The 16,334-nt window shown below is 63.2% G+C and carries 15 protein-coding genes and 1 pseudogene; 8 read left to right on the top strand and 8 right to left on the bottom strand.

All coding sequences use genetic code 11. From position 1 onward, the window contains the following. Positions 1-997: 997 nt before the first annotated feature. On the bottom strand, positions 998-1,654 hold the full coding sequence (locus tag K7957_RS10555) for a UPF0149 family protein (RefSeq protein WP_281422855.1): 657 nt from the start codon (positions 1,652-1,654) through the stop codon (positions 998-1,000). Between K7957_RS10555 and K7957_RS10550 the strand changes: the two genes are divergently transcribed. After that, on the top strand, positions 1,639-1,842 hold the full coding sequence (locus K7957_RS10550) for a hypothetical protein (protein WP_223012279.1): 204 nt from the start codon (positions 1,639-1,641) through the stop codon (positions 1,840-1,842). The genes K7957_RS10555 and K7957_RS10550 overlap by 16 nt on opposite strands. A gap of 79 nt (positions 1,843-1,921) precedes the next feature. Here the strand turns inward: K7957_RS10550 and K7957_RS10545 are convergent, their stop codons facing one another. Next, positions 1,922-2,569 (bottom strand): PEPxxWA-CTERM sorting domain-containing protein, encoded by a 648-nt coding sequence (locus tag K7957_RS10545; protein WP_246616966.1) that lies wholly within the window; start codon positions 2,567-2,569, stop codon positions 1,922-1,924. Positions 2,570-2,841: 272 nt separating this feature from the next. After that, positions 2,842-3,558 carry an IS6 family transposase gene (locus K7957_RS10540; protein WP_223011949.1) on the bottom strand — a complete coding sequence of 239 codons (717 nt, stop codon included), beginning with the start codon at positions 3,556-3,558 and terminating at the stop codon, positions 2,842-2,844. A gap of 410 nt (positions 3,559-3,968) precedes the next feature. Between K7957_RS10540 and K7957_RS20395 the strand changes: the two genes are divergently transcribed. The 6 genes from K7957_RS20395 to K7957_RS10510 all read left to right on the top strand — a co-directional run bounded on the left by K7957_RS20395 (position 3,969) and on the right by K7957_RS10510 (position 9,147). Next, complete coding sequence (locus K7957_RS20395; RefSeq protein WP_246616965.1) at positions 3,969-4,382, top strand: hypothetical protein; 414 nt, start codon at positions 3,969-3,971, stop codon at positions 4,380-4,382. Between the two features lie 136 nt (positions 4,383-4,518). After that, positions 4,519-4,875 (top strand): hypothetical protein, encoded by a 357-nt coding sequence (locus K7957_RS10530; RefSeq protein WP_223011948.1) that lies wholly within the window; start codon positions 4,519-4,521, stop codon positions 4,873-4,875. 118 nt (positions 4,876-4,993) lie between these two features. Next, the gene (locus K7957_RS10525; protein ID WP_223011947.1) at positions 4,994-7,255 is read left to right on the top strand and encodes a TonB-dependent siderophore receptor; all 2,262 of its coding nucleotides are present in this window, start codon (positions 4,994-4,996) and stop codon (positions 7,253-7,255) included. A 303-nt stretch (positions 7,256-7,558) separates the two neighbouring features. Next, on the top strand, positions 7,559-7,963 hold the full coding sequence (locus K7957_RS10520; protein WP_223011946.1) for a PepSY-associated TM helix domain-containing protein: 405 nt from the start codon (positions 7,559-7,561) through the stop codon (positions 7,961-7,963). Continuing rightward, positions 7,948-8,157, top strand: coding sequence for a DUF3325 domain-containing protein (locus K7957_RS20780; protein ID WP_223012247.1), 210 nt, complete (start codon positions 7,948-7,950; stop codon positions 8,155-8,157). The genes K7957_RS10520 and K7957_RS20780 overlap by 16 nt, the downstream gene beginning before the upstream one ends. A gap of 252 nt (positions 8,158-8,409) precedes the next feature. Beyond that, entirely contained in the window at positions 8,410-9,147 is a 738-nt protein-coding gene (locus K7957_RS10510; protein ID WP_246616964.1) for a PEPxxWA-CTERM sorting domain-containing protein, read from the top strand. A gap of 239 nt (positions 9,148-9,386) precedes the next feature. Here K7957_RS10510 and K7957_RS10505 read toward each other — a convergent pair whose 3' ends face one another. Together K7957_RS10505 and K7957_RS10500 are read right to left on the bottom strand one after the other, a co-directional pair. After that, entirely contained in the window at positions 9,387-10,385 is a 999-nt protein-coding gene (locus tag K7957_RS10505; protein ID WP_223011945.1) for an amidohydrolase family protein, read from the bottom strand. A 241-nt stretch (positions 10,386-10,626) separates the two neighbouring features. Further along, a complete protein-coding gene (locus K7957_RS10500; RefSeq protein ID WP_223011944.1) occupies positions 10,627-11,787 on the bottom strand; it encodes an FAD-dependent monooxygenase in 1,161 nt (386 codons plus the stop codon). A 60-nt stretch (positions 11,788-11,847) separates the two neighbouring features. On the opposite strand from K7957_RS10500, the gene K7957_RS10495 reads away from it, so the two are divergent. Further along, positions 11,848-12,501 carry a TetR/AcrR family transcriptional regulator gene (locus K7957_RS10495; RefSeq protein WP_223011943.1) on the top strand — a complete coding sequence of 218 codons (654 nt, stop codon included), beginning with the start codon at positions 11,848-11,850 and terminating at the stop codon, positions 12,499-12,501. Positions 12,502-12,770: 269 nt separating this feature from the next. Here the strand turns inward: K7957_RS10495 and K7957_RS20775 are convergent. The 3 genes and pseudogenes from K7957_RS20775 to K7957_RS10480 form a co-directional block, all read right to left on the bottom strand. Beyond that, positions 12,771-13,123: pseudogene (locus K7957_RS20775) on the bottom strand (hypothetical protein). 97 nt (positions 13,124-13,220) lie between these two features. Further along, a complete protein-coding gene (locus tag K7957_RS10485) occupies positions 13,221-13,481 on the bottom strand; it encodes a hypothetical protein (RefSeq protein ID WP_223011942.1) in 261 nt (86 codons plus the stop codon). A 414-nt stretch (positions 13,482-13,895) separates the two neighbouring features. Continuing rightward, the gene (locus tag K7957_RS10480; RefSeq protein ID WP_223011941.1) at positions 13,896-16,313 is read right to left on the bottom strand and encodes a PAS domain S-box protein; all 2,418 of its coding nucleotides are present in this window, start codon (positions 16,311-16,313) and stop codon (positions 13,896-13,898) included. Positions 16,314-16,334: the final 21 nt, after the last annotated feature.

Genomic DNA, 16,334 nt, shown 5'->3' with positions numbered 1-16,334 from the left:
CTCCTACCCTCTTCCCGGGTCCGGCCGCTCGTTCATCCCCACGTCGAGGCTTTCGAGCATCCCGCAGGGCCGCTCGGCTGGCTGAGTAGGGAGGATGTCAGACCGGCAGCTTACGGCTCACGCGACGCAGGCGTGCGCTTCGGGGCGCGGTCGCCGCGCACTCGTCTCCCCAAAGCGACGATTGACGCTCCCAAAACAATGGCTGGGATCAGCCAGAGCAATGCGAAAAGGCTGATCTCATATCTGCCGCCCTTGCGGAGCAGAGCGGGGCTGTGAATGAGAACGTCTATTGTGCAACCGCGTCGCCGACAGTGAAAGCCATAAGCTTCGGGCCAACTTGTTCTATGCTCGATCCACATCCTCGCGCCAGCAAGAACAAATATCCACGTTAGTGTGACGAATATGAGGAGCCAAAAGCGACGCGAACCAAGCGCGGCGTGAGAGGATCGACGATCTGAGAAGGTCCCCATTCCGCCCACCATTAGCTCCAACCTGATCGTGCAGGCTGTATGAACGTCTGAGATGATCTGCGTTCGGCGTGAATTTAGCAGCCACTTCATGCTGTTGCCGAGAGCGTTTGATAAAGCCTCCGTTTCCTTGACCGTCGATCGCGATCTGTAGCCCGGGCGCAACGACCTCAAGTTGATCGATTGTGGGAGTGCTCGGTCCGCTGCAAGCGCTCGTCAGCAACGCCGCCAAGGGAAAGCATGTGAAACGCATGGAAGGAAGGTGCGCGATCACCAGCATGTCGGCAAGTGGGCTTTGCGGCCCGCAGCCCTCTCGAGGCGAGAACCCAGTCCCGGCCACTCAGCCCGCCCCCTGCCGGCCGCCCGACGTCGGACGCTTGTTCATCTCGGGGTTCGAGCCTTGCGGGCAGTTCCGCGCCGATGTCCGGATGACCTGGTTGGGGGGGAAGCGGTGTGGCCGCCTTGCGCCGAGATGTAGGCAAAGCTGACCCGTCGGCGACGCGTGCACATCGCGCGATCGCCGGCCACTCTCAGGCGCAACAGCGCTTGTGTTTCCTGCCTGATCCACACGGGCACGGATCGTTCCGGCCGGTCTTGGCCGCCATCACCGTCGACGGCACCGCGTCGTCCGCTGCCATGGAACGATTGGACACGGCGTAGAGGCGGAGCACCGCGCCAGTGAGGTCGCTTACGACATGGTCCTGGACGGCGTTGACCTCCACGCTGTCCAGGTCGCTCTCGTTACGAGCAACCTTGATCAGCGTCTCCAATCGCGACCATGGCTGCGACAAAGAGTCATCGTTCGCCAGCGCGCTCCACGCATTCGGACGCAATGCCACCGCTTCGGCAAAGCCACCGACCCAGTCTTCCCAGAGCAGCTCGCGATCCCGCTGGTCGACGTCGAGGATCGGCTGGAATTTGCCACGGGCAAGGTCGCGGGCGATCTCCGACTGGCGCGCCAACACCGCCGAAGCGAACCACTGCACGTCGAGCGGATCCTCGAAGGGAGGCACGCCTTGGGTCTCCGGGCCCCAGATGACCTCCATCCACTCGATTGCCGGCGTTGCTTGGGGGGCCACAAGCAGGCCGGTGAGGAAGCCGTCAAGTTCGGTGAGTAGCATCGGCTGTTCGACAGGAAGGTCCGCGAGCGCGCCGTCCAGCCGCCGAAATCGTGATGGAGGCCGCATCACAAGCTGATATGGCGCCGACGCATGGCGTCCTGCGTCATCTCACGCAACGGGCACGTTCCTTTGTCGGCAAAAATATCAGCGAGATCGAGCAGATCCTCGTCTCCGAGAGCCGCTATCGACGCCTCTATCGCAGCCACGCGACCCAACATGCGTTCGACCGCCGCCTCGCGGCGCTTGACCCGTGATCTGAGCATGTGCATCCGCTAGCAGGATCGATAGCGATGACCAGTCACCGCGCGATGTGGCTGGATCTGGTCTGGCCAGCTAGACGTAGTTGGCCCCAGCCTTGCTCGACCGGCCTCGGCGCATCGAGCCGCCTACCACAGCGAAGCCGCTGATCATCATCGCCCAAGAGGCGGGCTCTGGCACAGCTGACGTTGAAAGAACAACGTTATCGAGCGCGAACTCGGGAAAGTCCCGCCCCCCCGATATGGTCAAGGACGATAGATTAACAAGGTTTGCGAACGAGAACGTTGAGAAGCGTTCGGCCGAATTTGGATCAACGAATATTGAGGTCTCGATGGTTCCACCAGCCTGCACCCCGGTCAAGGTCAAAGTAAGAGGGCGGTCTAAGCCCAAAAAGGTCTGCGCTGCGTCGATTGACGTCAACGAGAATAGGTCACCGCCCGCGTGCGAGATGGAGACGCTCGTCTCATTCAGGCCGTAGTATGCTGTCGTGCTGTTTGACGCGCAACCGGGACCGCACATGCCAAGATTCTTGGCGGGATCATTGATAAGATACATGCCAAAAATGCTTGTGGGCGCTAGGGTCACGCGAAATCCATCCTCGGTAAAGTCGTAGCTCTGATAGCCGAAATCGTCGATCTTCTGCGCCTCGAAATCGATTGTCGCGGCTTGTCCAACGGTCGCAAAGAGCGCCACAGCACCGGCGATGAATAGTTTGGCGATCATCAGCCTTCTCCCTCGGAATGGTTGGGCACGACCCCAGGTGTCAGCGCCGCTGCGCTGGCAGCAACGACTGTCGGCGATAATACTGATGATGTCATCCCCTGTTTCAGCTAGCCGCTGCTAAACCGGCGTCTGCCGGACCTAGCTTTGTGGGTGAATGCGCCTCAAGCCCTTACGGCGAGGGCCGACACGGTCACTAAGGACATTTTGAGGTGCTGTCGGTCTAATGCGAACTCGTCTCCACACGATGCACCTCGCCTCCGGCTCGCGTCGGATCAGATGACGAGCGCCTGCCACTCGACCAGCGCCGCGGAGCGGCGCTGCTTGCAGGTCTGCCTGTCGACGAGGTGACGTTCGTGGTTGAAGTGGTTGTGGACGTTGGCGTGGACCGAGGCGAACTTCTGTAGCGTGCGCATCTGCCGGAACCGCAGCATCGCCCGCTCTCGTCGCCTGAACGGCAGGTGCGAGTTCTCCACCCGGTTGTTGGCCCAGCGTCCCACCTCCTGCTTCTCGCGGCTGCCTAGCTCCGTCAGTGCAGCACCGTAGGAGCGCAGACCGTCGGTGGTGATCGCCTCAGGCGAGCCGTGGCGCTTGAGCGCTCTCTTCATGAAGGCGAGCGCAGCCTTCTTGTCGCGGGCCTTGGTGACGTAGCTCTCGAGCACCTCACCTTCGTGATCGACGGCGCGCCACAGGTAGACCATCCCGCCGTTCAGCTTCCCGTACATCTCGTCCAGGTGCCAGTGCCAGTGGCCAAAGCCGCGCATGCGGCTCACCCGCTGGCGCCGTACCTCGCCCGCGAACAGCGGACCGAACCTGTTCCACCACAGCCTCACCGTCTCGTGGCAGATGTCGATCCCGCGCTCGAACAGCAGGTCCTCCACGTTCCGCAGCGACGGAGGGAAGCGCACGTACATCAGCACCACCAGCCGGATCACCTCGGGCGACGAGTTGAAGTAGCGGAACGGACTGGCTGGCTTTCGCGGGCGGAGCATGCCCCTCCCTCCCCGTCGAGCCTCGTAGGTGCATTAGCTTTGACAGCACCAGTGGCCGGGTTCCGGCGCTTGCGGCTCCCATCCCCTTTTGTGCCGAGCACCCAGTACCGGTCATCAGAAGGTCTTCTGCCCCCTCCTGAAAGCGGTCGTTCGTTCAGCTCGGCAGAGCGGTCTCGACCCGCGCGCATCGCACGACTGCTCAGACCGTCGGGTGGCCGGTGGGATAGGGGCGACTGGCACTGACCTGCGGCCACAACGACGCATGCCGTGACATCACGGTGGGCGCAGACCTTCCGGCGAAGATCGGCGTGAGAGGTGCCATCCTGCCGTGGCACCTGAGATCGCGACGATTGCGAGATGGTCGCCGAACCTACCAGCACGACTCGAACCTTGGGGTTCGAGGACCAGAGATGCTGGCGGCGCAGACCGGATGGCCGGTGTTCGGGCCGCTTCGTCAGATGATAAGAAGCATGCTCTTGATAGTCGATCGCAATGTCGAAATCCGCTCTTGCCACCTAGCGGAGATGAGAACGTCTCGCACGTTCCACTTTTTACTTGATTGCCGGAAACCTTTATTGTTTCAGCGCGTCAATCCACCGACAGCCGAGCTAGCGGCTCTATCAGGAGCGAACCCAATGCCTTTCACAACCGAGAACGCCGCCTGCGCCAAGTGCACCTTCTTCGACGCCAATGGCTCGGCTGACCTGGGTCTCTGCCGCTACAATCCTCCGATCAGCCAGCCGTCCGGCGATACGGCCGGTGTGTGGCCGAAGGTCGAGGCCAGCGACTGGTGTGGTCATTTTGAGCCGGCGGTCGCCGCTTGAATTGATCGACGGTTCCCCTCCGAGGGGTAACGAGGCTGGCCGGGCAGAGCGCCCCGCCAGCCTTTTGTCATTCGAGCACGATTGACCACGGCCCGATCGCCAGATACATGCAATTCACTCGCAGTAGAGGGTGGGCGTGTACGACCTCATTGACCAACGCGTTCGCGATCTCCCCGCCTTTGAGCATCGTACACTGATGCGGCTCAGGCGCTGGGTGCATGCGGTCTCGCAGTCTTTGAAGCCGCCTGCCGCCTCATCTGATGATCCGTTTGGCCGTGCGATGCGACTGCTCGACGAAGGGTCGAGCGATGACCTTCTGATCCTACGTCCTTGTCATGATACCGTCGGCGAAAGCGAGGCGATCCTGGTGGCGCTCTGGCGCCTAACCCGCGTCGGCAGCGACGCGCTCGCCCGCGAGCTCGCAGCCAGACTGGTCGGCACAGTCCGAACCGATCGACTTGTGCTGGCCATTTCGGCGAGCCTGACGGAGTAGCCCGTACTTCGAAGCCGGGAGGGCGGCCACAGCAGCTACTCTGTAACGATTTGTATCAGTGCTAGTGACTCGCAAAAGCGATTAATCTACCTCCGGCGCAGTTCCGGGGGACTAAGACGTGAAAATCAGGCACTTCCTTCTGGCCGCGGGCGCATGGTCCGTTGTCGCAGCGACCGCGCAGGCAGCGGAGTACACCGACGAAGGAGCTTCAGCACCGGACGCGCAACGCCCCGAGGAGGTGCTGGTCGTTGGCAAGAGCTACGGCCGTGAGGTCGGCAAGACCGTCACGCCGCTCAAAGATACGCCTAACACTGTCAGCGTGATCGAGCGCGACCAGATCGAGGCGCAGAACCTCTTCACGCTCGAGGATGCGCTCACCGCCACCAACGGCATCACCGTGACGGGCATCGGTAGCGAGGATCCGGCGTTCAACTCGCGCGGCTTCGCGATCAACAACTATCTCATCGACGGCGTGCCGACGCAGTCGTTCGGCTTCCCGGGCGTTGTGCCCGACCTCTTCTTCTACGACCGGCTCGAGGTGCTTCGCGGTCCCGCCGGGCTGTTCACCGGCGCAGGCAATCCCGCCGGCAGCATCAACTTGATCCGCAAGCGCCCACTCGAGTTGACGCGACTGCAAGCGTCCGCGGGTTACGGAAGCTATGACAACCTGCGCCTCGAGGTGGACGCGTCGACCCGCCTGGGATCGTCAGTCGGTTTGCGTGTGGGCGCCATGGCGCAGGATCAGGATCAGTTCTTTGATACCGCGCACCGCAGCCGCTGGGGTGCATTTGCGGTCGGCGACGTCGCCGTCGGCGAGCGCACAACCCTAACCGCCGGCGTCTACTATGACCGCTTCAAGCCCGCGATCCAGTCTGGACTGCCAGGCTATGCTGGCGGTGCCGATGGTAGCGAGGGCCGCCTGCTCGACGTGCGCCGCTCCACCTATCTCGGTGCCGATTGGAACCGCTTCGACTCCGAGACCTGGACCGGCTTCGTCGAGCTCGCACACCGGATCGGCGACCGGTGGACGGTGCGCGCGACTGGGCTGGTGGCCAATGTCGACCGCGTCGACAAATACAGCTACGTCGGCAATGCGGCGATCACGCCCGCCAACGCCGGCTTGACGAACCATATCGCGTTTCTCGGCGACAATCGCCAGCGCACGCGCTCGTTCGACCTCAACGGCGTCGGCACCTTCCCCGCCTTAGGGCGCGAGCAGACGTTGATCCTGGGCGCTGACTATCAGGTGCAGGATTATACGTCCTATTTCGCGCGCATCTCCAACTATGCGCAGATCAACGTGTTCGATCCGGTCTACCCCGTCGAGCCGCCGCTTGACCCGCGCGCTGATCTGCCGCCCTATCCTGTTCAGGGTACACTCGGTCGGTGCGTCGAGGTGCCGCGCGAGTGCGTAGCCCAGTCGCCGGGAGCGACCCGCACCTACGTTGAGCAATATGGCCTCTATGGTCAGCTGCGCCTGTCACCGGTCGAGCGAGTGACGCTGGTAGGTGGCGGCCGCGCGACCTGGTGGTCGAGCGACGTGGACACGCTCAACCGCTTCACGGGCGGGCCGACCGCACGATCGCAATACGGCTACGAGGCCCGGCTGACGCCCTATGCCGCGGTGCTGTTCGACGCCACGTCGAACCTGAACCTCTACGCCAGCTACGCGGACAGCTTCACGCCGCAGGCCCCGCCCGCCAACCGCGCCCGCCCTGACGGCGGCCCAGTCGAGCCGTTGATTGGCGACCAGTATGAGGTGGGTAGCAAGCTGTCCCTGATGAACGATCGGCTGCTGCTATCCGTCGCCGGTTACCAGATCCGTCAGACAAACCGCCTGGTCAATCCGCCCGAGCTGCCGGACGTCGTGCTTCAGGCCGGCCGCGTCCGTGCGCGCGGGATCGAGGCCGAGGCGACCGGCGAGATCCTGCCGGGCTGGCGGATCAACGGCGGCTACAGCTACACCGACACCGAATATCTGGAGGACAACGAGCCGCAGTTCGAGGGCATCGCGCTTCTGCCGATCATTCCCAAGCACATGATCAAGGCGTTCACGAACTATGCGCCCGAGAGTGGCCCGTTGGCGGGCGTCAGCGTCGGCGGCTCGGTCACCTGGTTCTCCTCCACCTACGGCGGCAATCCGGCGCTCTACACCGCCGCCGGCGCCGTGCGGAACGTGTCGACGATCGTCCGGCAGGATGCCTATGCCGTGGTCGACCTTCGTGCCGGTTACAAGCTGAGCGAGCAGCTCTCGCTGTCGGTCAACGCGAGCAATCTGCTCGACAAGACCTATTATGCGCGAATCTCTAGCACCGGCCGGGGCAACTTCTACGGCACGCCCCGCACGGTGTTCGGCACCGTCCGGTACACCTTCGAGTGACCGCCGGCGACGCGCGCGCGCGCGCTGGGCGCGCCGCGGCGACCTGACACTGCGCGTCATCGCCGCGGTCCCGCTCGGCTACGCCGTTGCAAGTCTGTGGGCCACGGCGCTCGCGCGGCTGCTGCCGGGCACGCGGTCCGGGGCAACCGTCGCTGCCGCGCTCATCGCACGCGCGCCGTGGGCCGTCGCCGCCATGTGGGCCTTCGCTGCGCGGTCTGGCTGGCGGGCAATGTGGACCCTGCAGGCGTTCGGGGCTGTGGCAGGCGCGATCGCATGGTCGTCGATCCTGATGGGAGGGCGGGCATGAGCAAGAGCTTCCGTCAGTCGCAATCCTTCCCTCACACCTGGTCGGGTCTGCTGCTCGGCCGGATCCTGTTCCTCGTGTTCGCGGCCGGCACGATCGCCTTCTGGCGGGAGGGGCTTAACCGTTGGGCTCCGCCGGAGCTCGCTCGAGTCGAGGCCCCTGCACGTGTTCTCGCGGGCGCGCAGCGCTTTCTCGAGAAGCGCGCGCCTGATGCAAAGAGCTGGCTCATCACAATCGCGAGCGAGCAGTCGCCGGGAGCTCAGCTGTCTTGGGTTCCCCAGCCGAAGCCAGGAGAAGCCAAGGGCCGTGGCCGCCGCGGTGGACGTGGGCGCCGTGACAACCAAGCGCTGATCGGTGCCGACGGACGCACGAACACCATCGCCGCCACCTGCCCCCTCCTCTGACACCGGCTTCGCGGAGGCGTGCTCGCGTAGTTGGCTGGCTGTTGCTGGGCGCCGCTCTCCCACCAAGCGTGCTCGATCAAGGACTGATCTTCGGGCCGGTATTCTGGGTCGCGACGTGCATGTCAGGAGCCGGACTAGCGTTCGTCCTGCTCAATGTCTCACATGCTCCGAAAAGCAAACCCACGAGGCGCTGACCTGAGGCCTGATCTGTCCAAGAAGCCCGCCTTGTTGCAGCCACTCGAATCCTTTGATCCGCAACCAAGTGCGGCCCCTTGTACGAGGATTGTTTATTTTACAACTAATCGGCCAAAGTTCCAAGTTACGCACTTCTCTTGATGCGAGTTCGCGTCTCGTGCGCTGCCCACAGCTTCATCTAAATCGTAAGATTGTAAGAAAAATTGCTTCGGTAGCGGACACAATGAGGTTAACCGCGGATGAACACGGCCATGCATGAGCTCGGCTGGCGCTGGGGGTATGTCATGAACTGTTCCGCCGTCCTGATTACGGCTGCGGCATTGGCGGCTTTCGGCACCGGCGCGGCGTCCGCCGCCACTATCGTCCAGAACGATAACGAGGTCATCTTGCGCGGCTTCGATGGGTTCGACACCCGCCTGGGGCAGCTCGACAAGGTGACGCTTGATATCAGCGTGACCAAGTACCGGATGTGGGGAGTGCAAACCGCGACCGCGATGACCGCCCCGATCACGTGGAGCGCGACAGGCCAGTGGCAGTTGAGCAGCTACAATCCGGCGATCGCATCGGTGCTGGTGCCGATCTCGGGTTCGGGCACGACCACAGTCACCACCCAATCACTGGGCGGGCCGCTCTACACCGGCTTCATGGACGTGCAACTGTCAGGTACCGCGTCGCTCACATTCGACACTGCGTTGTTCGTCGGAAAACGCAATACCTTCACCGGGTTCGATCTCGGTTATTTTAGCTCGACGCCCGGCGACACGGTCTTCACAGGGATGCCAGACGCCACCTATCGCCAGGTTCCCGGCGGATGCTCGGTACTGTGGAATGCGGGCGCCGAGGATCTATGCGGGTGGCTGAACTTCAAGCTGACCTACGACTATACGTCGCCGGTGCCGGAACCTGCGACGTGGGCGATGATGCTAAGCGGTTTCTCCCTTACCGGCGCGGCGTTGCGGCGGCGCCGGCGCCAAATCGCGGTGGCCTGACGCTGGAGCGGTTCCCGATCAGTTCGGATCATCGCCGTGTAGCAACTTTGGATCGCCGCGCAGAAGTAGTCTGGAGCGCCATGACGATGGTTCAACATGGTCGAAACCTGCTCAACAGCGGCCACTCAGGTGGCTCCTGCCCGCTTCATAACTCCGGCCGCTCGTTCATATCAGCGCCCGGATCCTCAGCGAGCGCGGCAGACCGATTAGGCGGGCGATTTGCGGATCAACAGCTCTGACTACCGACCCTGTCCGCTCGCCGCCGCGGTCAGCCGTTCCCAGTTGGCAAAGGCCAAGCCACGTCGCCCGGCGTCGTCCAGCTCTACGGCGTCAAGGAACCGCCGCGGTTCGCCACCAGGGCGATATTGATAGGGGTAGTCGGTCGAAAAAAGCAGGCGATCAGGTCCGACGATGTCAAGGCAGCGCTGCAGGTAAGGTTGGCTCCACATGCCGCTTCCGGTGACGTAAAGATTGCTGCGCGCGTAATCGTGAAGTGAACGGTCTAGCTCGAGCGCGCGGCCCAAGACGGCCGCAGTGCGCTCGAGGTAGAACAGCATGACCTCGCCCCAGTGGCCGAGGATGATCTGGAGCTCCGGCAGCTCGTCGAAGACACCCGCTGCCGCAAGTCGCACCCACTCCAAGCCTGCCTCGTAATGCCAGCCTAGGCCAAAGGCTGCGAGTGCTAGGTCGGCTCGGTCGCTAATTCCCGAATAGTTGGCCTCGCGCACTGCGGGAGACGGTGTTTGGGGATGGATGAAGAGCGGGACTCCAAGCTCCGCTGCTTTGGCCAGCATGGGCCTTAGCGCAGGATGGTCGAGATGCCGCTCGCGCGTGCGCCCACACAGTAAGGCACCCTGGAGGCCGAGTTCGCGGACCGCGCGCTCCAGCTCGCGGGGGGCAGCGTCGGGGGCGGCGGTGGGAACGGCTGCAAAACCTTGAAAGCGGCTGGGGTGGCGGGCGCACGCATCAGCGATCAAATCGTTGACGCGTCGAGCTGCTTCGACCGCCGGATCGGGTTCCAGGTTGTGGAGGCCTGGCGTGGTCAAGGAGAGCACCTGCACGTCGACGCTCTGCTCGTCCATTAGCGCGAGACGACCCTCGCCTAAGTCGGCCAGACGCTCGCCAGTCTCGCCCCCATCTGCGATCGCTGACACCGGATCATGCGGCGGCGGCGCAGCAGCCCACGCCTCGCGGACGCTGTGAGGCAAAACGTGTTCTTCGATGGCGATCAGGCGCATAGACGTCTCCGTCTGGGTGGGCTCGCAACTGCCGAACAAGGTGCAAGGTTGCCGAACGGCGGCCTCGGAAGCGATCGCTGGCGCGAGTTAGCTTACGAGCCTGACGCTTGATCCGACAATCTGGTCGACCCATAAGCGGTCACTGCAGGCGCCCTTCCCAGTTCCCAACTTCCGTTAGTCGTCAATCTCGGCAGTTGATGCTCATGGCGCTCCTGGCAGCCATCTGTTCGACTGACTGGAGTCACCAGCCCATGTGACCGGCGGCGATTTCTCGATCGCGAACGGCGAGCTCCGCCTCGTCGGCCGGACACATCGTTGACATGCCTTCATCCGCCGCCCGCTGCTGGATCTGCTCGACGAAAGGCCTTAACTCGTCCTCGTAATGACGGAACGCTGAAGCATGATCGTCGGGATATCGCTCCAAAGCGGCTGCCAGGCGACCCGCGCCAATGATCGCCATCGAGCCGCCTAGACCAGCGAGCGGAGAGACGCAGTAGCCCGCGTCGCCTACCAGAACGACCCGCCCACGAGACCAACACGGCATCCGGATCTGATTGATCCGGTCGAAGTAGAAATCATCGTCGTCCGCAACGGAGGCCAGCATGGCTGGCACCTTCCAACCCAGATCGCCGCACCGCCGCTGGATCAGCCGCCGCTGCTGCGAGCGGTCGCGATAGTCATAGGCGATCTCGGCGTCGGTGCGGAAACCGAAGCCGATGTCGGTCCGGTCGTCGTAGCCGTTGAGCATCGCCATTCGCCCCGGCGCGCGATAGACCTCGGTCGTGTCGGCGGCCAGCAACCCGGTCTCTGGCACGACCTTCAGGAAGAAATACCCGCCCATGAAATGGGTGAATTGATCGCCGTCCCCGAACACAAGTCGCCGCGTGTTCGACCGGTTGCCATCGCATCCCACGACCAACGCGACGTCACGGCGCGCGCCGTCGCTCAAGGACACGGACACATCGTCGGCACGTTCGTCGAGGCTCGAGATCGATCGTCCAAACAGTACGTCGGCGTCGTTCGCCACCGCGCCGAACAGGATGTCGAGCAGGTCGTCGCGATGGATCTCGTACCGCGCCTCGGAGGCTTGGTCGCCGCTGACGCCGATCGACCCCAGCGTCGTATTATCCGCGTTCTTGAACTCGAAGCGGCGCGACGGCAGTGCCTTCGCACGAACGAGATCCGCGAGGCCCATCCGTTCGAGGATCGCGATTGTCTCACCCTCGATATCGACAGGCGTTCCACCGCGCCGCAATCCCGCGGCCGCCTCCACGACGGTGACCCGATAGCCGAGCCGATTAAGACCGTAGGCGCTCGCTAGGCCGGCGAAGCTGGCACCGCTGATGAGGACCTCCGGGCGACCTTCGTCTGCCCCACGCTCTTTATTGGTTGACGGCATCATCGGAACATCCTCAATCTATACGAAGTTTGAAAATATACCGGGTACATATTCATGTGCAATATGGATAGCGATCTGCGGTCGGACAGGCGTACCCGCAAGCGCTGGGCCACTCGCCAGGCGATCTCTGACGTCGCAACGCGCCTGTTCATGGAGCGCGGATTCGATCAGGTGACCATCGACGAGATCGCGAACGCCGCTGACGTTGGCCGTATGACAGTGTTCAACCATTTTCCCCGCAAGGAAGACATGTTCTTCGATCGTGAGGAGGAGGCACGCGCGCTGGCATTTGAGACTGTTCGTTCACGCCCCCCGGGCACCTCGTCGATCGAAGCGTTGGGTGCGCTCGCGCATCAGATGGTCGAACAGCCGTCAGAAGCCTTTCCCTTGTTCGAAGATACGCGGGTGTTCGTCGAGACGGCACAGGCCAGTGAGACGCTGAAGGCGCGTGCGCGGCAGATGCGCGACCACTTCGTCCGGGATCTGGCGGCACTCCTGCGGCAGGAGTCGACCGGAGGAGACGACGAAGACACTGCCTTTCTGGCCGCGGCGCTGATCACCTCAGCGTGGAGCACGGCGTTCCTGCGGGCGCACGCTGAACTAGGCCGGACGGGCGACACGCAGGCGGCCAAGCGCGTCTTTCTCAAGGTGGTTGATCAAGGGGTTGTAGGTACATTAGCCGCTCTTGAAGCAACCGCTCTGGGAGCCACCGGCTGAGACCCGAAAGCAACCGTTTCTCGTTGCTCAATCCCGTCTAGGAAGCGGCCATCGATCCATCTGAACGCTTGACCGGGTCTGAGCACCTAACATGTGAGCTGAGTGCCTGTGGCATAGGGTATGCGGCGTCAGCTTAGGTGACGCGTTGTGGCGTGCAGCGCTCCCGATCCGCTGACGGTGCTGCTCGCGAAGGAATACTCGAGGGGGTGCTGTCAGTCTAACGCGAACTCGTCTCTGCACGATGCACTCCGGCCTTCTTTCGCACCGACTCAGCTGGCGAGCGCCTGCCACTCCGCAAGCGCGGCGGAGCGGCGCTGCTTGTAGGTCTGGCGATCGACGAGATGACGTAAGTGGTTGTGGACGTTGGCGTGGACCGAGGCGAACTTCTGTAACGTGCGCATCTGCCGGAACCTCAGCATCGCCCGCTCTCTTCGCCTGAAGGGCAGGTGCGAGACAGCCTCACCGTCTCGTGGCAGATGTCGATGCCACGCTCGAACAGCAGGTCCTCCACGTTCCGCAGCGGCAGAGGCAAGCGCACGCACATCAGCACCACGAGCCGGATCACCTCGGGCGACGAGTTGAAGTAGCGGAACGGACTGGTTGGCTTGCGAGGAAGGGGCATGCCCCTCCCCTACCCCGGCGAGCGCCGCCGGTGCATCAGCTTTGACAGAGCCGCTCGATGCCCCAGAGGGGCAGTGCTTCCAAGAGCATGATGCGCATCAGCTCGGTCGTATGCCCATCGACATAGCCTGTTCGGTTTCCTTAGCTGTGATCTTCAGCTCATAGAGTGTTTGTTCGTCTTCATCGTTCAGCTCGACGTACCAGACTTTGTCGATCCATAGCTCCGCAGCATGGCCCTTGATGAATGCGCTCGCTGCTGCCGCAATCTCGAGCCGAGCCTCTGCCACGCTCGTCGACTCAATGGGTCTCTTCTCAAAAAGGCGGTTCTCGCCACACCATCTCATGCTGAAGCGTGCCATGAATTCCTCGCGAGATCGCACGCGGCTACGCCGCACGTCCGAGCCATACACGCTTTTTGTTGATCCTGATAATTATACTGCGACTATAAGAAGGGGACGTCGGATCACCTCCAGCGATCGATACCAACGATCAGGATCGCGCGCACATCGAGCAGACCGGCGCCGCCTCCGCGCAGCTGTCGTCAGCGCCATGGCACTGACGATGATCGCGAGAAGCATCGCCGCGTGCGCGCCGGCCGCCGCACACCAGACTGTGTCATATCGTCCACTTCCGTGGTTATCTGCGCGTACCGCCCTTCATTCCAGACGCTTGATGCCTGTTCCGAGCGGTGACAGATCTGATGGCCGCGGTTTGGAACCTCGTAAGTCGATCGATCTGGGAGAACGGGCGACCGCCTTTTCAGCGGTTCGAGGTTATTCAGTCATCTGAGGCGCGTTGGCGTGGGCCCGCTCGCGCCAAGCCGCCGCCTTGCGCAACACGCGCGACAGTTCATCCATCGAGTACGGCTTTTGCAGCAGTTCGAACCCGTGCGTACCGTTCTGGGCGAGCACGGTGCTGTAACCGCTGGTGAGAACCACGGGCAGGTCCGGGTAGAGGCGGCGGACCTCCTGACCAAGCTCGATCCCGGACATGCCGGGCATCACCACGTCAGAGAATACCACGTCGAAGCCGCTGCCATCGCCGCTGCCGCTGTCTCTGAGCGCCGCGAGAGCCTTCTGAGCGTCGCTGGCAAGGCGCGTGTCATAACCCAGCTCCTGCAACGCCTGGGTAGCGAAGTTGCCGACCTCCGGATTATCCTCGACGATGAGGACGAAGGCGCCGTTGCCTCGCGCGTTCGCCTCGGCGTCGCTCTCCGGCTCAGCCTGCTCTGTCGCCTGCATCGAACGAGGCAGGTAGAGCGTGAACGTCGCCCCCTCGCCGGGCCGACTCTCCACATCGATCTCGCCGCCCGACTGTTTGGCGAACCCGAACACCTGGCTAAGGCCGAGGCCCGTGCCCTGCCCCACGTCCTTGGTGGTAAAGAACGGCTCGAAAATCTGGTCGATCTTTTCGGGCAGAATGCCGGCGCCCGTGTCCGTCAACGATACCGCCACAAACTCGCCCTCGACAGCCGGATGGGCGCGCATCGCGGGCAGCGCAGTTGCCCTGCGCACCTCGATCGTAAGCCGGCCGCTGCCGCCCATCGCATCACGGGCGTTCACCGCCATGTTGACTAGCGCCGTGTCGAACTGGCTGGGATCGGCGTTCACCATGCACGGCTCGTCGGGCCGTATCACCTCGACCTCAATCCGCGAGCCGGTCAGCGTGCGTATCATGTCCTCGATCACCGCAACGCTCTTGCGGGTATCGAACACAGTGGGCCTTAGCGTCTGGCGTCGCGCGAAGGCGAGGAGCTGGCCGGTCAGCTTGGCGGCGCGATCGGCAGTGTCCGAGATCGCGTCGATATAGCGCTTGCGGCGCTCTTCCGGCACGTCGGGCCGGCGCAGCAGATCAATCGAGCCGCGGATCACGGTGAGCAGGTTATTGAAGTCGTGGGCGACCCCTCCGGTGAGCTGGCCGACCGCCTCGACCTTCTGGCTCTGGCGTAACTGCTCTTCGGCATGACGTAGCGCTCGACCAGCTTCCTTGTCGCGGGTCACATCACGGCCGGTGGCGTAGATCACGTCCTCACCGGGAACGGACACCCACGAGATCCAGCGATAGGAGCCATCTTTGGCCGTATAGCGATTCTCGACCGAGATCAGCGGTCTGCCAGCGGCATCGTGCACGAGCTTTTCCGTCAGCGCATGATCTTCGGGATGGACGAAATTGCTGATCGACTGGTCCAGCAATTCGCTCGGCTCATACCCGAGCATAGTCGTCCAGGCGGGGTTGACCGCCTGGACGATACCATCGAAATCTACGATCAGCAGCAGGTCGGGTGACGTATCCCACAGCCGATCGCGTTCGGCGGTGCGCTCGTTCACGTCGGTGGTGAGCTGGGCGTTGAGCCGGCGCAACTCGTCCTCCAGCCGCTGCCGGGCCTGCAGGTCAAGGCGGCGAGCGGTGCGGTCCCGCAGCACCTTGACGAAGCCAATCGCCCGATCGGCCTCATCCTTGAGCACCGTCATCTCGCCATCGGCCCAGAAACGGTCGCCGCCCTTGCGCTGGTGCCAGCGTTCGTCCTTGCCCTTCCCGGTCTCGAGCGCGCTGTGCATCTCTTTCGCGACCTGTCCAGCCGCCACGTCCTCGGGCGTGAAGAAGCGGTCCGCGGGCTGACCCAGCATTTCCTCCTCAGTCCAGCCGAGCGTGCGGCGTGCACCCTCGTTCCAGCAGGTAATGTGGCCTTCCGGATCGGTGGCGATGATCGCATAATCGAGGGCACTGTCGATGATCTGGCGAGCGCGGCCCTCGCTAGCCCGCAACCGCGCTTCGCCGGCGACGCGTGCGGTCTGCTCGTTGGCAATGCAGAGCATGCCGCCGACCGCGCCGGATTCATCGAACAAGGGCGAATAGGAGAAGGTCCACCAGGTTTGCTCGGGGCGGCCAAAGCGTGCCATCGTCAACGGCAGGTCGTCATACCGGCTCGCGACACCACCAAGCGCCTTGTGGACGATCGGCTCGACCTGCTGCCAGACATCGGCCCACAGTTCCGCGAAGCGCGCCCCCATGGCCCCATCCACACGAGGGCCAAGGATCGGCAGATAGGCGTCGTTGAAGAAGAACGTGAGCTCCGGTCCCCAAGCCATGCACATGGACTCAGGCGAATGGAGCACGGTGCCGAGCGAGAGTTGAAGGGCGACCGGCCAGCTATCTGGGAGGCCCAACGGATGGGAGGACCAGTCCCGCATGCGGATTAGCTCCGCTGCCTG

This window comes from Sphingomonas yunnanensis, from assembly GCF_019898765.1.
GTDB classification, from domain to species: domain Bacteria; phylum Pseudomonadota; class Alphaproteobacteria; order Sphingomonadales; family Sphingomonadaceae; genus Sphingomonas; species Sphingomonas yunnanensis.
The sequence above is the reverse complement of the archived record's forward strand: the minus strand, read 5'-3'. Positions and strand labels throughout refer to the sequence as shown.